Annotated in this window: 17 protein-coding genes and 1 other RNA gene; 10 read left to right on the top strand and 8 right to left on the bottom strand. The window is 65.5% G+C overall.

The features are described 5' to 3' along the window. Positions 1–226: 226 nt before the first annotated feature. From ssrA to AC13GI_RS15310, 4 genes are all read left to right on the top strand, one after another. Positions 227–619, top strand: a transfer-messenger RNA (tmRNA) gene (gene ssrA, locus AC13GI_RS15325). Positions 620–738: 119 nt separating this feature from the next. Beyond that, positions 739–1,092, top strand: a complete 354-nt coding sequence (locus tag AC13GI_RS15320) for a TM2 domain-containing protein (protein WP_482996743.1) — start codon at positions 739–741, stop codon at positions 1,090–1,092. A gap of 24 nt (positions 1,093–1,116) precedes the next feature. After that, positions 1,117–1,440 (top strand): hypothetical protein, encoded by a 324-nt coding sequence (locus AC13GI_RS15315; RefSeq protein WP_482996730.1) that lies wholly within the window; start codon positions 1,117–1,119, stop codon positions 1,438–1,440. 91 nt (positions 1,441–1,531) lie between these two features. Further along, complete coding sequence (locus AC13GI_RS15310) at positions 1,532–1,999, top strand: hypothetical protein (protein ID WP_380652332.1); 468 nt, start codon at positions 1,532–1,534, stop codon at positions 1,997–1,999. Positions 2,000–2,035: 36 nt separating this feature from the next. On the opposite strand, the gene AC13GI_RS15305 is transcribed toward AC13GI_RS15310, so the two are convergent. Then, entirely contained in the window at positions 2,036–2,491 is a 456-nt protein-coding gene (locus tag AC13GI_RS15305) for a methyltransferase family protein (RefSeq protein ID WP_482996729.1), read from the bottom strand. 140 nt (positions 2,492–2,631) lie between these two features. Here AC13GI_RS15305 and AC13GI_RS15300 point away from each other — a divergent pair, with 140 nt between their 5' ends. The 5 genes from AC13GI_RS15300 (at position 2,632) to AC13GI_RS15280 (ending at position 8,317) form a co-directional block, all read left to right on the top strand. Continuing rightward, complete coding sequence (locus tag AC13GI_RS15300; protein WP_482996728.1) at positions 2,632–4,638, top strand: esterase/lipase family protein; 2,007 nt, start codon at positions 2,632–2,634, stop codon at positions 4,636–4,638. 65 nt (positions 4,639–4,703) lie between these two features. Next, positions 4,704–5,684, top strand: coding sequence for a hypothetical protein (locus AC13GI_RS15295; RefSeq protein ID WP_482996727.1), 981 nt, complete (start codon positions 4,704–4,706; stop codon positions 5,682–5,684). Positions 5,685–5,762: 78 nt separating this feature from the next. Beyond that, on the top strand, positions 5,763–6,635 hold the full coding sequence (hchA, locus tag AC13GI_RS15290) for a glyoxalase III HchA (RefSeq protein WP_482996726.1): 873 nt from the start codon (positions 5,763–5,765) through the stop codon (positions 6,633–6,635). Between the two features lie 5 nt (positions 6,636–6,640). Further along, on the top strand, positions 6,641–7,345 hold the full coding sequence (locus AC13GI_RS15285) for a PA1136 family autoinducer-binding transcriptional regulator (protein ID WP_482996725.1): 705 nt from the start codon (positions 6,641–6,643) through the stop codon (positions 7,343–7,345). Between the two features lie 117 nt (positions 7,346–7,462). Next, positions 7,463–8,317: an endonuclease/exonuclease/phosphatase family protein gene (locus AC13GI_RS15280; RefSeq protein WP_482996724.1), complete on the top strand. Its 855-nt coding sequence runs from the start codon at positions 7,463–7,465 to the stop codon at positions 8,315–8,317. 18 nt (positions 8,318–8,335) lie between these two features. Here AC13GI_RS15280 and AC13GI_RS15275 read toward each other — a convergent pair whose 3' ends face one another. After that, the gene (locus AC13GI_RS15275) at positions 8,336–8,599 is read right to left on the bottom strand and encodes a hypothetical protein (protein ID WP_099820167.1); all 264 of its coding nucleotides are present in this window, start codon (positions 8,597–8,599) and stop codon (positions 8,336–8,338) included. Positions 8,600–8,738: 139 nt separating this feature from the next. Here AC13GI_RS15275 and AC13GI_RS15270 point away from each other — a divergent pair, with 139 nt between their 5' ends. Further along, positions 8,739–9,116: a VOC family protein gene (locus AC13GI_RS15270; protein WP_482996723.1), complete on the top strand. Its 378-nt coding sequence runs from the start codon at positions 8,739–8,741 to the stop codon at positions 9,114–9,116. 41 nt (positions 9,117–9,157) lie between these two features. Here the strand turns inward: AC13GI_RS15270 and AC13GI_RS15265 are convergent, their stop codons facing one another. The 6 genes from AC13GI_RS15265 to AC13GI_RS15240 all read right to left on the bottom strand — a co-directional run bounded on the left by AC13GI_RS15265 (position 9,158) and on the right by AC13GI_RS15240 (position 16,966). Beyond that, complete coding sequence (locus AC13GI_RS15265; protein ID WP_482996722.1) at positions 9,158–10,579, bottom strand: efflux transporter outer membrane subunit; 1,422 nt, start codon at positions 10,577–10,579, stop codon at positions 9,158–9,160. Then, positions 10,573–11,310, bottom strand: coding sequence for an SDR family oxidoreductase (locus AC13GI_RS15260; protein ID WP_482996721.1), 738 nt, complete (start codon positions 11,308–11,310; stop codon positions 10,573–10,575). The genes AC13GI_RS15265 and AC13GI_RS15260 overlap by 7 nt, the downstream gene beginning before the upstream one ends. A gap of 63 nt (positions 11,311–11,373) precedes the next feature. Continuing rightward, entirely contained in the window at positions 11,374–14,544 is a 3,171-nt protein-coding gene (locus tag AC13GI_RS15255) for an efflux RND transporter permease subunit (RefSeq protein WP_099820165.1), read from the bottom strand. A 112-nt stretch (positions 14,545–14,656) separates the two neighbouring features. Then, positions 14,657–15,880, bottom strand: coding sequence for an efflux RND transporter periplasmic adaptor subunit (locus AC13GI_RS15250; RefSeq protein WP_380652310.1), 1,224 nt, complete (start codon positions 15,878–15,880; stop codon positions 14,657–14,659). A gap of 91 nt (positions 15,881–15,971) precedes the next feature. Beyond that, positions 15,972–16,742 (bottom strand): SDR family NAD(P)-dependent oxidoreductase, encoded by a 771-nt coding sequence (locus tag AC13GI_RS15245; protein ID WP_482996720.1) that lies wholly within the window; start codon positions 16,740–16,742, stop codon positions 15,972–15,974. Continuing rightward, positions 16,739–16,966 carry a hypothetical protein gene (locus tag AC13GI_RS15240; RefSeq protein WP_223494836.1) on the bottom strand — a complete coding sequence of 76 codons (228 nt, stop codon included), beginning with the start codon at positions 16,964–16,966 and terminating at the stop codon, positions 16,739–16,741. The genes AC13GI_RS15245 and AC13GI_RS15240 overlap by 4 nt, the downstream gene beginning before the upstream one ends. Positions 16,967–16,997 lie beyond the last annotated feature (31 nt).

The raw sequence follows: 16,997 nt of genomic DNA, 5'->3' as shown, positions 1-16,997 counted from the left end.
TCTGTGCTGGCTCGAATGGTCGTGGCCAGTGTGTCGCAAATTCGTGCCAACGACGTTAGCAATCCGCTATGACGGAAGCTCTACAACATGTTGCGGATTGACGTGGGAACGGCTGGGCGGGCCGGGTGACTGTTCAGGCTTTTTGGCGTAGCATGTGCAGTGTTAGGCAGGTACTGATCGTGGCAACACGGAATAGGCCTTGTACCTTGCAGTACTTGAAGAAACCGGGGGTGCATTGGTTTCGACGGGGGTTGTGAAGTCGCCTGGCGCATGCCGAGGGGGTAGCTTTCCTCGTAAATCCAGCTGCAAAACTCTAGTTGCCAACGACGACAACTACGCTCCGGTCGCCCTCGCAGCCTAAAAACTGCGGTGCGTGACCTTCTGCCGACTTAGGCGGAGCCTCGAAACTGCTTGTGTCCATGCTCGCAGCGTAGAGTCATTATCATGGAATCGCGCTGGGCGGCTGCCTGTCAGTCCGGCACAAGAACACAACAGGCTGGTCCTTGGATGCGCTTTGCACGCCGTGCTGTCCCGGGATGAGATTCAACGGTGAGCTAAGCATGTAGTGCTGGGGATGGAGTGCCTTCGGACGGCGGTTCAATTCCGCCCACCTCCACCATTTGTACCGCCCTTCGGGGCACGAAAAGCCAGATCTCCCGTCGATTGGGGTCTGGCTTTTTTGTTGGCTACATCAGGTCCAGAACTGCCGCCTCGACAGGGAGAAGCACCGTGGCGTTGATGAACAGCTCCGAATGCAGTTGCAAGGCACGCAGCGATACGACGACCTGCCCACTCTGCGATGCAGGCGCCCCGCCGGCCATTCAGCGACCGATCGACACCGTCTATGCGGCACCGGTATCGCAATCCCTGCCGATCGCAAGGAACCGGGCAATCTACATCCTCCTCGCCCTGTTCCTGGGCATTTTCGGTGCCCACAACTTCTACGCCGGCTACCACGGACGTGCGATCTGCCAACTACTGATCACGCTGCTGTTGGGCTGGCTCCTGATCGGCGTGATGATCAACGGTCTATGGGCGCTGGTGGAAATGATCACGGTGGAAACCGACGCCTCTGGCGTGCAGATGGTGTAATCCTTGGCCCCAAGAGGAACTGCCATGGATCTCGAGAGAATCGACGTTGTTTGCTGGCTCGACCAGATCCTGGATCAGGACCCGGCAACCTTCGAAGACGCCTACTGGGGTCTTCGACCGGCCGCGGCCATTGCAGTACCGCACCTGCTAGCCCGCCTGCCGACCGTGCACGATGGTCACTCGCGCGGAAAACTGCTGGAACTGCTCGGCGAATCAGGCGACAGCACCGTCATCCCGACCCTGCGGGCTGAGCTGCAGCATCCGCTGGAGGAGGTGCGCAACTGGGCGCAACTGGCCTTGGATGCCCTTGATCGGGGAACCTCCTGGCAGCCTAACGAGGGGGCCTAGCCGACAACGCCGCCCTGCCCCACACTTCCGGCTGTCTGCCGGACTCCGTTCCAGCGCCCACGCTCTTCCTCGACACACAGAAGGATCTGCAATGAACACCCCGCTGATCGCCCTGCTGCTGGGCCTGGCCGTATCGACCGCCGCTGTTGCCGCACCTCCTGCTTCCAGCACCGCTGCACTGGAAGCTCTGCTGGCCTGCAAGGCCGGCTCCGATTTCACCGAAGCACAGGTGGAGCAGGCATTCCATGCCGCCGGACTGACCCGCGATCCCGGCAGCGTGTTCGAGCCGAAGGACAAGCCGGTGGCGTTGTTCGGAGGCACCGTGGCCAGCGCGGACGTGAGCATTTCCAAGCCCTACAAGAGCCTGCATGTGTATCTGAAGGGTGTCGATCACCAGCGTTTGGCCCGATCCTGGGGTGTGACGACGGTCAACGAGGAGGCCGAGACCGAAGCGCCCTCCTACCTCAAGAAGGTTGATGCCACGCACACCTTGCATGTGGGGGCCGCTGACGACTACGAGGGCTATTCGGCCTCAGTGACCTGCCAGATCCATCCGTGACCGGACCGATGATCAACTGAAGAGCCGGCCCGGGCGCTACAACCAACGCCGGGCCTGCTGCCGGTACGCGTTGTACTGGGCGCCGAAACGCTCGCCAAGAACGCGCTCTTCCGGATGGATCTGAAAGCGCGTGATGTACAGGACAAACAACGGCACCACTGCGAGTGCCAAGAGGTTCTGCAGATACAGCATGCCTCCGAGCAGGAACGCGGCTTGCCCCAGATACATGGGGTTGCGCGTATAACGATAGACCCCTCTGGTGATCAGAGCCGTGGATGACGCCGGCTGCATCGGATTGACCGTGGTACCCGCGCGCTGGAAGGCCAACTTGGGCAACAGGTTCATCAGCAGCCCAACGATCATGACTGCCACCGCGACCCACCACGGCGTTGGCAATTCCGCTGCGGGCAGCCAGCGGCTGATGCCGAGACCGAGCAGACCGCACAGCAGCATTAAAAGAGGTGGGGGAATACGGGTTTCCAGCAATCGCATCGGTCGTCCCGGCGTCGGATGTCCGAACCAGTGTCACACGCCGACGCTGGCCCCACACGTCGGCCCGCAATGACCCAGCTGAGCCCTGCTTCCGCGTTGACACGCCTGCCGCTAGAGTGGCGCCAGCGCAGGGAGTCCACATGGCAAGAACAGGCATCGGCTTCATCGGCCACACCACCTTCATCCTCATTGCCCTGCTCACGCTGAGCGGGTGCGCGACGCTGCGCCAGTTCGGCCCATCGGTGCAGGTGGGCACGGTCACGCCGGGCCAATACATCGCGCTCAAGCGCGGTGACATCCTCACCAGCGGCAAGCTCAGCGCGGCCACCACCGAGACCCTGCGCGTGGCAGGCCTGGACGAAGGCGCCTGCGCCAAGCCGGGGCTGCCGTGCATCGAGGCGATGGAGGCCAGCATCGTCGTCCGCGAGGAAGACAAGCGCTCGTCGCTGGCCGAGCTGTGGGTGCAGTACGCGATGACGATGCCGGCGCCGAAGCGCGAATCGGCGTCGGTGGCGCGCAGCAAGGCCGCGGCTGCCCAGCCCGACCCGACCTTGCAACCGCGCCTGGATGCGTGGATGCAGATCGCACGGCAGTCCTATGCGTATCTGTTCTTCACCGAACGCACCGCCAACCAGCGTGGCTTCGAAGACCGCCAGACCCAGGTACGCGACTACTACAACCTGGCCGTGCAGGAATCCGCCGTGCTGCTGTTCGAGGCCTACTCGAGCAAGCAGGTACGCAACGACAACGGGCGGTTCCAGCTGGGCCGCTGGACCTTCGTGCTGGCGCCTGCCGATGACGGCGCGGCAGCGGACACGCGCGAACCGATCGAACTGGTACCGGCTGCATCGATGTCCTTCACCGGCACCCTGCGCAGCGTGCATCGACGCGATGGCTTCGGTGCCGAGCTCGTGGCGGTGATGGCCGACCCGGCCAGCACAGGACTGGCGGCGGCCGCTGCAGGCACCGCACCGGCGACCGAGCGCGACTGGAGCGAGATGCCGTCGCCGTCGATGACTGTGCTGCTGCGCTTCTCGGGAAAGAACCTGTGGGAAGTGCTGCACGACGACGAGCCGGAACTGGAGATCCACGACCCCTACCAGGTGGCGGTGGTGGAACTGCATGGCGAGCAGGTGCCGCTGGCGGCGAACTTCACCGCCGGCTACGCGCTGTGGCTGGCCCGCTCCAACTTCAGCCGGCAATCGCTGCGTACATTGTTCGGTGGCAAGGGCGGCATCGAAAAACCGCACCTGTTCATGATGCAGCCGTACGATCCGAACCGCCGCGTGCTGCTGATGATCCATGGCTTGGCCAGCAGCCCGGAAGCGTGGGTGAACGTGGCCAACGAACTGATGCGCGACGATGAGATCCGCGGCGATTTCCAGATCTGGCAGTTCTACTACCCGACCAACATGCCGATCGCGCTCAGCCACGATGAGATCCGGCGGATCCTGCACGACACGCTGCGGCACTTCGACCCGAGCGGCCAGGCGCTCGCCTCGCACGACATGGTGGTGGTCGCCCACAGCATGGGCGGGGTGATTTCGCGGCTGATGGTGTCCTCCTCCGGCGACCATCTGGTCGATACCCTGTTGGCGACCGCGCAGATGACCCCGGCGCAGCGCGAACTGCTGCGTACGAAGGGCGCACCGGTGCTGACATTCAAGCCGGAGCCGGAAATCTCGCGGGTGGTGTTCATCGCTACCCCGCATCGCGGCACCGATGTCGCCGGCACGCGCCTGGGACGCTGGCTGGGCCGCTTCGTGCGCCTGCCGCTGACCGTGCTGGAGGATGTCGCAACGTTTGCAAACGACGGCAAGGTCGAGCGCAACGACGACAAGCACGGCTACCAGATGAACAGCATCCAGAACCTGGACAAGGACGATGCCTTCGTCAAGGCCGTGGCCGATCTACCGATATCGCCGAAGGTGCGTTACCACTCGATCATCGCGCGCACCCAGGCCGAAGGTCCGCTGGAAAAGACCGACGATGGACTGGTGCCGTACTGGAGTTCGCACCTGCCACATGCCGTTTCGGAAAAGGTGATCGTGTCCGGTCACAGCGTGCAGGAAGCTACGCCCGCCATCGTCGAGCTTCGCCGCATCCTGCATGAGGACATGGAGGTCCATCCTCTGCCGGCGAAGTAGCACACGAAATCCAGCAACCCTGGCCCGCGCTTTTCCGACCGGGCCACCAACAACGAGGCAATGGAATGCATATCTCAACACTGGTCGAACTGCTCGGCAGCAAAGGCTCGGATGCTCATCTGCAGGCATGGTTCGCACAGCACGGTATCGGCAAGCCGCCGGCCACGATCAGCGCGAACCAAGGGCAGAAGTCAGTCAAGGACAAGCTCCACGACATGGAGTTCTACTTTGCCTTCGACATCATCAACGATCGCTTCTATCCGCCCACCAGCGGAGCGCGTGGCAGCCTGCTGAGCCACTTCAAGTCCGCCACCCTGTTCAGTCGCCGGCCCAAGGGCAATCCGCCAAAGCCCGAAGGCTTCTGGGACGGATACGTGCAGCCTGCAGCCACACTCCAGGACTGCCTGGCGTATTTCAACGGCCTGATGAAAGAATTCGGCGATACGGTCTACTTTGAAAAGCCGCTGACCGGGGACGTGGAAATCAAGCTCTGGTTCTGCAAGCGCAGGCAGCGCGTGGACACCATCCAGCTCAATCTGCGCGAGGACCGCGAGTTCATCGGCCATCATGATTTCGACCCTGGCAATGAACACAACACCACCCCGCAGGCGGCAACGCTGGTACTGAAGTGGTTGTTCGATCGCCGACACCTGCGGGTGCCGCAGGCACTCTACGAGGCCGGGCTGGAGGACGATCACCAATCGATCCTGCGCTTTGCCGATCAACATCTCGGCAACCACGTCTGGGCAGGCCAGCTTCACGATTCACCTGCACTGCGCAGCCTGCTGGCCCACACCAGGACCACCCGCCCCCTGCAACTGGACAACGGCAGCTCGCTGCACCTGTTCGACAAGTGGCTGTACCTGAAGGCGGGCGGGGCATGGGAACGGCATCAGGCCCTCTACAACGACGACACACTGGTGGACTGGAGTGCGAGCGTGGATGCATTCGAGCGCGCGGTGGTGCTTGATGCCGCACAGCGACAGGCCTTCCTGGCACTGCTGGACGACGCCTATCAGCGGGTTCAGCAAGCGCAGCCTGCCTGATCGCATTGGGGGAAATCCCTCATCGTGCGTACGCATCGCTCTGGCTAAGCTGACCACTCTCTTCCGCAGGAGGTCCACATGAACACCTCAGAGCCCAGCCGCCAGCCCAGCCCCGATCCGGCCGAGCGCGATGCGTTTTTCCCGTCGCCGTACTCGCTGTCCCAGTTCACTTCGGCAACCACCGATCTGTCCGGCGCGGACTATCCCGATGCCCGCCGTGACGGACGCTGGAAGGTGCTGATGATCGCCGCCGACGAACGCTATCTGCCGACCGCCAACGGCCATCTGTTCTCGACCGGCAACCATCCGGTGGAGACGCTGCTGCCGATGTATCACCTGCACAAGGCCGGTTTCGGGATCGACGTGGCCACGCTGTCGGGCAACCCGGTGAAGTTCGAGTGGTGGGCGTTCCCAGGCGAGGACCGCGAGATCGGCGGACTGTACGAGCGCTACGAATCGCGCTTCCGCCAGCCTCTGCAGCTGGACGACGTGGCGGCCGCGCTCGATGCCGGCTCGGACTATGCCGCGGTGTTCATCCCCGGCGGTCACGGCGCCTTGATCGGCCTGCCCGAGAGTCGCGCGGTGAAGGCCACCCTGCAGTGGGCGATGGACCATCAGCGCCACATCATCACCCTCTGCCACGGCCCGGCCGCGCTGCTGGCGGCGGGCGTGGATGAAGCCGATGGCGGTTCATTGTTCCGTGGCCATCGGATCTGCGCCTTCCCCGATGCAATGGATCGGCAGACCCCGGATATCGGCTACATGCCCGGTCAACTGCCCTGGTTCTTCGGTGAGCGTCTGGCCCAGCAGGGCGTGCAGATCGTCAACGAGGGCATCGACGGCAGCGTGATGCAGGACCGTCTGCTGCTGACCGGCGACAGCCCGCTGGCGGGCAATGCGCTGGGCAAGCTGGCCGCGCGCACCCTGCTGGATGCGCTGGCCACGCGCTGATCGACATGGACAGCGTGGTGCCGTCATTGCTGGTGCTGGAGCGCGCGCGTTCGCTGGCGGCGGTCGGCGCGTTGCTGCGCAGCACCGGCGCGCCGCTGGGCTATGACCGCACGCTGATGTTCGCCACCGGCACCGATCTGGAACGCGGCGCGCAGCGCCTGTACTGGATCGATGGCGATTGGTTCGGTGAGGCCGCCAGCACTGACATGGCGCACTACCTGCATGCGTGCCCGGTCAATCGCCATGTGCTGGACAGCGATGCGCCCTTCCTCTGGAGCAAGCAGCAAGGCGTGCGCGGCGAGCGCTACCAAGTCGTGCGGCAACCGCGGGGCGAAGGACTGCACGGCCTGCAGGTGCCGGTGTTCGGTGCAACCGGCCTGGAAGGGGCGGTCAGCTGGGGCGGGCGCACGATCGACGCATCTCCATCGGCACGGTTGCTGCTGGAGCTGATCGGCACCGCCGCCTTCCGTGCGGCGCATCGGCTTTCTGTCGCCCCGGCGGTCGTGCCTGCCGGCACACTCAGCGCGCGCGAGCGCGAGGTCCTGCGCTGGGTTGCCGCCGGTCGTCGCCAGGCCGACATCGCTGCCACCCTTGGTCTGTCCGCGCGCACCGTGGAAAACCACCTGCGCAGGGCACGCCAGCGGCTGGGCGTGGCGACCACCGCACAGGCAGTGCGGGCCGCCGGCCGGCGCGGTGAGATCGGCGACTGAATCCAGGAGCAGTGGCTGCGGCGGGCGCACGGAAATCGCCCGCTCCGGCATACCGCCGCCCCTGGCTTCCATGGCATCCTCCATGAAACCGCTTTCATGGAATGGAGGGATTCCACGATGTTGTCACGCTTCCGCACGTCCGCGCTCTGCGCACTCCTGGCGTTTGCACTGCCTGCCGTCACCTGGGCAGCCTCGCCCGCGCCGCTGAAGGTGATGTCCTTCAACGTGCGTACGCCGGCCGATACCGACCCTGGCAAGCGCTGGGAAGATCGCCGCGATGCCATGGTCAAGGTGATCCAGCAGGCACACCCGGCCGTGATCGGTACCCAGGAACTGGTGCTGGAACAGGCCAACTACCTGGCCGAGCAGCTGCCCGACTATCGCTGGTTCGGCGAAGGCCGCCGCGGCGGCAGCGGCGACGAGCACATGGGCGTGTTCTACGACAGCAAGGTGCTGGCGGTGGAGCAGTCCGGCAACTTCTGGCTGTCCGATACACCTGACGTTGCGGGCAGCATCAGCTGGGGCAACCTGTTCCCGCGCATGGTCACCTGGGCGGTGTTCCGCCGCCTGGATGATGGCCGTCGCTTCTACTTCATGAACACCCACCTGCCCTACCGCGACGAAGACGAACCGCGGCGGATCAAGGGCGCCGAACTGATCGCCACGCGCGTGGCCGCACTGCCTTCCGATCTGCCGGTGGTGCTGACCGGCGATTTCAACAGCGAGCCCGGCGGCGGCACCTATCAGGCCTTCACCCGGGTGCTGCAGGACACCCGTCGCCAGGTCAAGTCGCCGCAGGGTCCGCGCCTGACCTTCCACAACTTCACCGGCACGGCGACCGCCGAGCTGGACTGGGTGCTGGTGCGCGGCTTCCACGCGCGCAGCTTCCTCACCGATGACCGCCGCATCGACGGCGTGCTGCCCTCCGACCACTTCCCGCTGGTGGTTGAGCTGGACTGGCCGAAGCCCTGAGCACTGCAGCGGCCCTCGCTACGGCGGGGGGCGCTTGCCCAGCAGGCGGTACAACGCCTGGTGCTGGTCGCGCGCCTGGCAGATGCGTGCGCCGACGGCGAGGAACACCGCAATGCCGACAAGGCCGACCCCCAGCATGGAATCGGGCAGGCGCAGGAAGCCGATCACCGCAGCCATTGCCGCCAGTACCAGCACCACCACCACGGCCACCGACAGCCCGGCCCCCGGCAAGCCGGGATCGCCAAGCAGCGTCCGTTGGGCCGATTGCTTCTGTTCGCTCATGTCCTGTCCTCCCGTGTTTCCCCCACTAGTTACACGGTGGGCGGCACTTCCGGCAGAGTCAGAAACGTCATGGCGGCGAGAACGCGCGCGGCGGCACACGCGCTACCCTGCCAGCACCCTCATTGAGCGGAGACGGCACATGACCCATCGCAGCCGACTGGCCGGATTCATCATCGATTGCCAGGACACGCCTGCCGCAGACAGTGCCCGCTTCTGGGCCGCAGCGCTGGGCCTGCAGGCTGGGCCCGCCCGTGGCGAAGGCGACGCCGAGTACGCCGACCTGACAGGTGCGCCGGCAGGCTTGAACGTGGAGGTGCAGCGGGTCGATCACCCGTCGCGGGTGCACCTGGATATCGAAAGCGACGACATCGACGCCGAAGCCGAACGGCTGGAAACGCTCGGTGCGCGCCGGGTCGGTTTCGTCAAACGCTGGTGGGTGATGGAAGCGCCCACCGGTCATCGTTTCTGCATCGTGCGCATGCGCGACCCCGATGCCCCGGCCAACCTCTGGCCGTAGCGAAAAAAGGGACGGAAGCTGATGCTCCCGTCCCCTGCCGATCAGCGCGCCTGGGCCACGCTCGGCGCCTGTGGTGACTGGCCCCAGCCACCCAGTGCCTTGTACACGCCCACCACGCTGACGTTGACCTCCGATTCGGCGGCCGCCAGTGCATCATCGGCCACCAGTTGCGTGCGCTGCGCGTCAAGCAGGGTCAGGAAGTCTTCCGAGCCCTCGCGGTAGCGGATCTGCGCCAGCGATTCGGCACGTCGCGCCGCCTGCGCCTGCTCGACCACGATGGCCAGCCGCGCCTGCTGCTTGGAGTAGCGGGTCAACGCGTTTTCGGTGTCTTCCAGCGCCAGCAGCACCGCCTGTTCGTACTGCGCGGCCACGCCCTCGGCCTCGGCCTTGCTGGCACGCAGGCGTGCCTTGACCGTACCGAAGTCGAATGCCGCCCAGCTCAGCGACGGAGTCAGCGACCAGGCCTTGTTGTTGCCGTTGACCAGGCCACTGGCATCGCCACCGAGGAAGCCGACGAAACCAGACAGCGACAGCCGCGGGAACAGATCGGCGGTGGCAACACCGACACGCGCGGTGGCGGCAGCCAGGCGACGCTCGGCCACCCGCACGTCGGCACGCTGACGCAGCAGTTCGCGGGTATCGCCCAGCGGCAATGCCTTGGCAAACGCCGGTACTTCGTGCGGTGCCAGCATGGCCGTCAGCACTTCCGGGCGCTGCCCAAGCAGGACGGCAAGCCGGTTGCGCGACTGCGTCTCGGCCACTTCCAGCAGCGGGATGTCGGCTTCGATGGCCTTCAAGCGTGCGCGGCTGCTCTGCACGTCCAGCTCGCTGCCGGCACCCAGTTCCCAGCGTGCTTCGGTCAGCCGCTGCGTATCGCGCAGGTTGACCAGGGTGCGCTGGGCCACCGCGATGCGCTTCTGGGTGCCACGCAACTCGAAGTAGTTGCGTGCCACTTCGGCAGCGATCAGCACCTGCGCGTCGGCAAGGTTGGCCTGCTCGGCGTCCAGGTCGGCACGCGCAGCCTCTGCCGCGCGGCGCTTGCGGCCGAACAGATCCAGCTCCCAGCCCGCATCGAAGCCGAGCTGGTAGCTTTCACTGAACACCCGCTGCCCACCCAGCTGCGGATCCGGTTGCTTGCGGCGATCGTAGCTGCCGCCGGCGGTAACGTGCGGTGCCTGGTCGAAGCGGCTCTCGACGAACACGGCACGGGCCTGGCTGACGCGGGCCACAGCCACGCGCAGGTCCAGGTTGTCCGACAACGCGCCGTGCACCAGTTCTTCAAGCACCGGATCATCGAACTGCGCCCACCAGCTGGCCACCGGCGAGGTGGTGCTGAACACCGGCTGCTGCGCGCCCTGCAGGATGACGGGCTCCTGCACCGGTGCTTTGTAGTTGGGGCCGACGCTGACACAGCCCGCCAGCACCAGGCTGGAGACGGCCATCGCCAGGGTGCGGATCACCATGGCAGCACCTCGCCCAGGTAAGTGAAGCTGCCGCTGGCGCCGGACTCGCCGATCAGCGACATCTGCACGCTGGAGCGTGCGCCCTCGGCGATTTCGATCTCGCCGTTGCCACCGTTCATATCGGTTTTCACGTAGCCGGGGTGCACGGTGTTGACCTTGATCGGCGTATTGCGCAGCTCATGGGCCAGGGCCAGGGTCCAGCTGTTCACCGCGGCCTTGGACGCGTTGTACGCCGGGATCTTGAAGTCGTAGATGCCCGAGGTCGGGTCGGCATGCAGCGTCTGCGAGCCGAGCATGCTGGAGACGTTGACGATGCGGCCGGACTTGGCCTGCTTGATCAGCGGCAGGAAGGCCTGGGTCACCGCCACCAGCGCGTACACGTTGGTATCGAAGGTACGACGCCAGGTGTCCAGCGACTGCTCCGACGGCAACTGTGCCGGGTTCTCGATCATGATGCCGGCGTTGTTGACCAGGATGTCCAGACGGCCATGGCGCTGGCGCACCTGCTCGACCGCCTCGGCGATGCTGGCGCCGTCGTTGACGTCCAGCTGCAGCGCCTCCACCGGCAGGCCCTCGGCCTGCAGCTTCAGTGCCAGCTCGACGGCGGTCTCGCGCTTGCGCCCGGCCAGCAGCGTGTGCACGCCGGCCTGCGCCAGCTGACGCACGGTTTCCAGGCCGATGCCGCGGGTTGCGCCGGTGACCAGCGCGATCTTGTTCTGATGGGTGTTCATGGATTCATTGCCTTGGTAAGGGGAAGCGGGCGCCGGTGGTTGCCGGCGCCGCTGTTTTCCATGTCAGTGGTGGATGGTCGGCTCGCCGTGCTGCACCAGCTGGCCACCACCATTGCGGGTGACGAACTTGCGCAGTGCCACGTAGAACACCGGGGTCAGGAACAGGCCGAACAGGGTCACGCCCAGCATGCCGGCGAACACGGTGATACCGGTCACCGAGCGCACTTCGGCGCCAGCACCATGCGACAGCACCAGCGGCACGGTGCCGGCGATGAAGGCGATGGAGGTCATCACGATCGGGCGCAGACGCAGCCGGCAGGCTTCCAGTGCCGCTTCGACGATGCCCTTGCCGCCCATCTCCAGCTCTCTGGCGAACTCGACGATCAGGATCGCGTTCTTGCACGCCAGGCCCATCAGCACCACCAGGCCGACCTGCACGAACACGTTGTTGTCGCCGCCGGTCATCCACACACCGAACAGCGCGGACAGCAGGGTCATCGGCACGATCAGGATCACCGCCAGCGGCAGCGACCAGCTTTCGTACAGCGCGGCCAGCACCAGGAACGCCAGCATGATCGCCACCGGGAACACGATGAAGGCCGCCTTGCCCTGGGTCGCCTGCTGGTAGCTCAGGTCGGTCCATTCGGTCGCCATGCCCACCGGCAGCACCTTGGCGGCGATGGCGGTGAGGTTGTTCATCGCTTCGGCCGAGGACAGCACACGCGGGTCGGCTTCACCGGCCAGGTCAGCGGCCGGGTAGCCGTTGAAGCGCAGCACCGGGTCCGGACCGTAGGTTTCCTTGACGGTGACCATCGAGCCGATCGGCACCATCTCGCCACGGTCATTGCGGGTGCGCAGCTTGCCGATGTCCTCGACGCTGTCACGGAACTGGCCATCGGCCTGTGCGATCACCTGCCAGGTACGCCCGAACTGGTTGAAGTCGTTGACGTAGGCCGAACCCAGGTAGGTCTGCAGCGTGTCGAACAACTCGGTCAGCTGTACGCCCTGGGCCTTGGCCTTGACACGGTCCACCTCGGCATCCAGCTGCGGCACGTTGGCCTGGTAGCTGGTGATCGGGAAGGCCATGCCCGGGGTCTGCGCAACCGCACCCTGCATCGACTGCACCGCGTTCTGCAACGCGCCATAGCCGAGGTTGCCACGGTCCTGGATGAACATCTGGTAGCCGTTGCCGTTACCGAGGCCAAGGATCGGCGGCGGCATCATGGCGAAGGCAAACCCTTCCTGCAGGCCTGCGATCTTCTGGTTGATCTCGGCATTGATCTGCGCGGCGGTACGGCCATGGCGCTCGCTGAACGGCTTGAGCGGAATGAACGCGACACCGGTGTTGGGCGTGTTGGTGAACTGCAGGGCGTTCAGGCCCGGGAACGAGATGGTGTGGGCCACACCGTCGGTTTCCTGGGCGATCTTGGCGACCTTGCGCAGCATTTCATCGGTACGCGCGATCGACGACCCCTCCGGCAGCTTCACACCGGCAATCAGGTACAGCTTGTCCTGGGTCGGAATGAAGCCCGGCGGCACCAGCTTGAAGATGAAGCCGGTACCGACCAGCAGCACCGCGTACACCACGAACACCGCACCACGACGGCCGAGGATCTTCGACACGCCACGCTCGTACTTTTCCGAGCTGGACTTGAAGAAGCGGTTGAACGGACGGAACACCCAGCCGAACAGACGGTCGATGATGCGGGTCGGGGCATCCTTCGGCGCGCCATGCGGCTTGAGCAGGCGGGCCGCCAGGGCCGGCGACAGGGTCAGCGAGTTGATCGCCGAGATCACCGTGGAAATGGCGATGGTGACCGCGAACTGCTTGTAGAACTGACCGGTGACGCCCGACAGAAACGCCATCGGCACGAACACTGCACACAGCACCAGCGCGATGGCGATGATCGGCCCGGACACTTCGCGCATCGCCTGATGCGCAGCGGCCAGCGGGGTCAGGCCTTCCTCGATGTTGCGTTCAACGTTTTCCACCACCACGATCGCGTCATCGACCACGATGCCGATCGCCAGCACCAGGCCGAACAGGCTCAGCGTGTTGATCGAGAAGCCCAGCAGGTACAGCGCGCCGAACGTACCGACGATCGACACCGGCACTGCGATGAGCGGGATGATCGAGGCACGCCAGGTCTGCAGGAACAGGATCACCACCAGCACCACCAGCGCGATGGCTTCCAGCAGGGTCGAGACCACCGCCTTGATCGAGTCGCGCACGAAGATGGTGGTGTCATACACCGCCTCGTACTTCACGTCGGCCGGCATGGTCTTCTGCATCTCGTCCATGCTGGCCATCACCGCATCGCGGATCTCCAGCGCGTTGGCGCCGGGGGCCTGGAAGATACCGATACCCACCGCGTTCTTGCCGTCCAGCTGCGAGCGCAGGGTGTAGTCGCCGGCACCCAGTTCAACCCGGGCCACGTCCGACAACCGCACCACTTCACCGTCGGCGCCGCTCTTGAGCACGATGTCGCCGAACTCCTGCTCGCTGCGCAGGCGGCCCTGGGCGTTGATCAGGGTCAGGAACTGGCTGTTGGGCATCGGCTCGGCGCCGAGCTGGCCGGCCGAGACCTGCACGTTCTGCTCGCGCATGGCGCGCACCACATCGCTGGCGGTCAGGCCGCGCGCGGCCACCTTGTCCGGGTCCAGCCAGGCGCGCATGGCGTAGTCGCCACCGCCGAAGATCTGCGCATCGCCCACGCCCTGGATACGTGCCAGCGCGTCCTTGACGTGCAGGCGGGCGTAGTTGCGCAGGTACAGGGTGTCGTACTTGCCGTTGGGCGAGGTCAGGTGCACCACCATCAGGAAGGTGGGCGACTGCTTCTGGGTGGTCACGCCTTGCCGGCGCACGTCCTCGGGCAGTCGCGCCTGGGCCTGGGCGACGCGGTTCTGCACCTTCACCGCCGCTTCGTCCGGGTCGGTGCCCGGGCGGAAGGTGATGGTCATCTGCAGCACGCCGTCAGAGCCGGCCACCGACTTGAGGTAGATCATGCCCTCGACGCCGTTGATGGCCTCCTCCAGCGGGGTGGCCACGGTTTCGGCGATCACCTTGGGGTTGGCGCCGGGATACACCGTGCGTACGACCACCGACGGCGGCACTACTTCGGGGTACTCACCGATGGGCAGCATCGGAATCGAGATCAGGCCGGCGGCGAAGATCACGATCGACAGCACCGCCGCGAAGATCGGCCTGTCGATGAAGAAACGGGAAAAGTCCATGGAAGAATTCCTGGAAAAGGCCGTCGGCGGGCAACAGCCGCCCTGCCCCTCGCCAATCTGGCGAAGACAGTGACGGCTGCCGCTGGCACCGGCAGCTAAGCGGGGACGCGGATCAGTGGTTCAGTGCGGCAGTTGCATCGCGACCCGGCGCCGGCGCAGCGGTGGGCTGCATCGCCACCGCCTTCGCCTGCACCGGCATACCGGGCATGAAGACCTTCTGCACGCCATCGATGATCACCTTGTCACCGGCGGCCAGACCCTTCTCGACAATGCGCAGGCCTTCGGCGGTGCGGCCAAGCTGGATGTCGCGGCGCTGGGCCTTGCCATCCTTGTCGACCACGTAGACGTACTTGCGGTCCTGGTCGGTCAGCACGGCCTTGTCGTCGATCAGCATCGCCTGGAACTGGCCGCTGCCGAGCAGCTGCACGCGGGCGAACAGGCCCGGGGTGAACTGGCGATCGGCGTTGTCCAGCAGCGCGCGCACGCGGATGGTGCCGGTGCTGCGGGTCACCTGGTTGTCGAGGAAGTCGACCTTGCCCGTGTGCGGGTAGCCATCTTCACCGGACAGGCCGACCTTCACCGGCAGCTCGCTGTCGCGCTCGCTCGGGCGCTCGCCCTTGCGTGCCATCTGCGCGTACCGCAGGAAGGTGCTTTCGTCGGCATCGAAATAGACGAACACCGTATCCAGCGAGACCAGCGTGGTCAGCACGCTGGCACTGTCACCGGCGGTGACCAGGTTGCCGGCGGTGACCATCGCGCGACCGGCACGGCCGTCGATCGGCGCACGCACCTTGGTGAACTCAAGGTTGAGGCGGGCTGCATCCAGCGCGGCCTGCGCAGCCTGCACTGCCGCACCGGACTGGTCGGCGGCCGCGCGACGCTGTTCGGCCGTTTCGGTGGAGATCGCCTGCTGCTCGGCCAGGCGCTTGGCACGCTCGGACTCGCTGCGGGCAAGCACCGCCTGGGTGCGGGCACGGGCCAGTTCGGCGTTGGCGCGATCGTACTCGGCCTGGTAGCTGCGGGCATCGATGGTGAACAGGACGGCGCCCTTCTTCACTTCTTCGCCTTCCACATAATTGACCTTGTCGATGTAGCCGGACACGCGCGGGCGCAGTTCGACGCTCTGTACGGCCTCGACGCGACCGCTGAATTCATCCCACTGGCTGATCTGCTTGAGCAGTACAGGGGCAGCGCTGACCTGCGGCGGGGGCGGTGCGCCAGCTTCTTCGGCATGGCCACCGCTGCAGGCAGCCAGAACGGCGGCAGCGAGGATCGACACGCCAGCCATCGCCAGGCGATGACGGAAACGATGTGGAGTGGTGTTGGGGGAAGTCATGGCATGCATCCGTACGGAGGGGTGGTACAGCTATTTGAGAATTGCTATCAACTTTTGGCGGCGTATCCTGCGACCTCAACCAAGGCTGAGGTCAAGCAACGCCTGCGGTGTCGCGCCACAGCGGCGGTATTTCCAGGTGCAGCAGGCCGCGCGGCAGTTCGGCATCACTGCTGTCGCAACGGACGATCGCACGGTTGTCGCGGCAACCATCGAGCAGGGACACCACGCGGCGACCGACCAGCAGCGAACTGGGCCATTCGATGCAGGCGTTGGCGGCGTTGGCCGGGGTGCATACCGGGCTGCATACTTCCAGCATCTGCGCACGAACGCCCACGGCCTGCGCTTCCTGGTGTACCACCTGCGCGTACATGCGCAGCGCGGCCGTGGTGATCGAGGTCTCGCCATAACCGGCCCAGGGCTTCAGCCCGGCCGGGCTGCCGATCATCACGTAGCGACGGGCATGCACGTTGTCCTGCAGCAGCGGCAACAGATGACGCACCGCGTGCACATGCGGCATCAGGTCAGCCTGCAATGCCGCCGACAGTGCGTCGCCACCACGCTCGACCACACGACCGCGGTTGTACGGACCGCCCATTGCCGCGATCACCGCCGCCAGCGGACGCGGACGCTGCGTCACGCGTTCGGCCAGCGCGCGTGCCGAGCCGTCGTCGCTGAGCGAACCCAGCATCGTCTGCAGGCCCGGCTCACCGGCGAACTGCTCGTGTAACGCCGCCAGGCGGCGCGGATCGCGGCCGACCACCAGCACGGGGCTGCCGGCCTCCAGCAGCGCGCCGACCACACCCTGGCCGACGGCACCGGTGCCGCCGAGAACCAGGACTTCGGGGGTCAGAATCCCATTCACGGGACATTTCCTCCCAAATCCGGGATAGTCCCGATTCGACGCAGTCGGTCACCCTTGTGCGAAGCGAGGCGCAAGGCACCGCCACGCTGCTGACGCATGGGTGCGGTAAACTCCCGAAAATCCTTGTTAACCAAGGAGCTGGGACGGGATTCGACGGTCATTGCCAGGTCCAGAGCGTTCTGGCCGGCAATCCGGAAACGGGCAAGAATGTTGCGCAGGCTCATGGCGGACGGGCTCCAATTAGCGAATGGCGCC

It is taken from the genome of Stenotrophomonas sp. 82F1 (assembly GCF_056861525.1).
Note: the sequence above shows the minus strand (reverse complement) of the source record. Positions and strands in the feature narration are given on the sequence as shown.

Coding starts and splice junctions, on each gene's coding strand:
- AC13GI_RS15320 (WP_482996743.1), top strand. CDS start 739: ATGAACAGCTCCGAATGCAGTTGCAAGGCACGCAGCGATACGACGACC.
- AC13GI_RS15315 (WP_482996730.1), top strand. CDS start 1,117: ATGGATCTCGAGAGAATCGACGTTGTTTGCTGGCTCGACCAGATCCTG.
- AC13GI_RS15310 (WP_380652332.1), top strand. CDS start 1,532: ATGAACACCCCGCTGATCGCCCTGCTGCTGGGCCTGGCCGTATCGACC.
- AC13GI_RS15305 (WP_482996729.1), bottom strand. CDS start 2,491: ATGCGATTGCTGGAAACCCGTATTCCCCCACCTCTTTTAATGCTGCTG.
- AC13GI_RS15300 (WP_482996728.1), top strand. CDS start 2,632: ATGGCAAGAACAGGCATCGGCTTCATCGGCCACACCACCTTCATCCTC.
- AC13GI_RS15295 (WP_482996727.1), top strand. CDS start 4,704: ATGCATATCTCAACACTGGTCGAACTGCTCGGCAGCAAAGGCTCGGAT.
- hchA (WP_482996726.1), top strand. CDS start 5,763: ATGAACACCTCAGAGCCCAGCCGCCAGCCCAGCCCCGATCCGGCCGAG.
- AC13GI_RS15285 (WP_482996725.1), top strand. CDS start 6,641: ATGGACAGCGTGGTGCCGTCATTGCTGGTGCTGGAGCGCGCGCGTTCG.
- AC13GI_RS15280 (WP_482996724.1), top strand. CDS start 7,463: ATGTTGTCACGCTTCCGCACGTCCGCGCTCTGCGCACTCCTGGCGTTT.
- AC13GI_RS15275 (WP_099820167.1), bottom strand. CDS start 8,599: ATGAGCGAACAGAAGCAATCGGCCCAACGGACGCTGCTTGGCGATCCC.
- AC13GI_RS15270 (WP_482996723.1), top strand. CDS start 8,739: ATGACCCATCGCAGCCGACTGGCCGGATTCATCATCGATTGCCAGGAC.
- AC13GI_RS15265 (WP_482996722.1), bottom strand. CDS start 10,579: ATGGTGATCCGCACCCTGGCGATGGCCGTCTCCAGCCTGGTGCTGGCG.
- AC13GI_RS15260 (WP_482996721.1), bottom strand. CDS start 11,310: ATGAACACCCATCAGAACAAGATCGCGCTGGTCACCGGCGCAACCCGC.
- AC13GI_RS15255 (WP_099820165.1), bottom strand. CDS start 14,544: ATGGACTTTTCCCGTTTCTTCATCGACAGGCCGATCTTCGCGGCGGTG.
- AC13GI_RS15250 (WP_380652310.1), bottom strand. CDS start 15,880: ATGACTTCCCCCAACACCACTCCACATCGTTTCCGTCATCGCCTGGCG.
- AC13GI_RS15240 (WP_223494836.1), bottom strand. CDS start 16,966: ATGAGCCTGCGCAACATTCTTGCCCGTTTCCGGATTGCCGGCCAGAAC.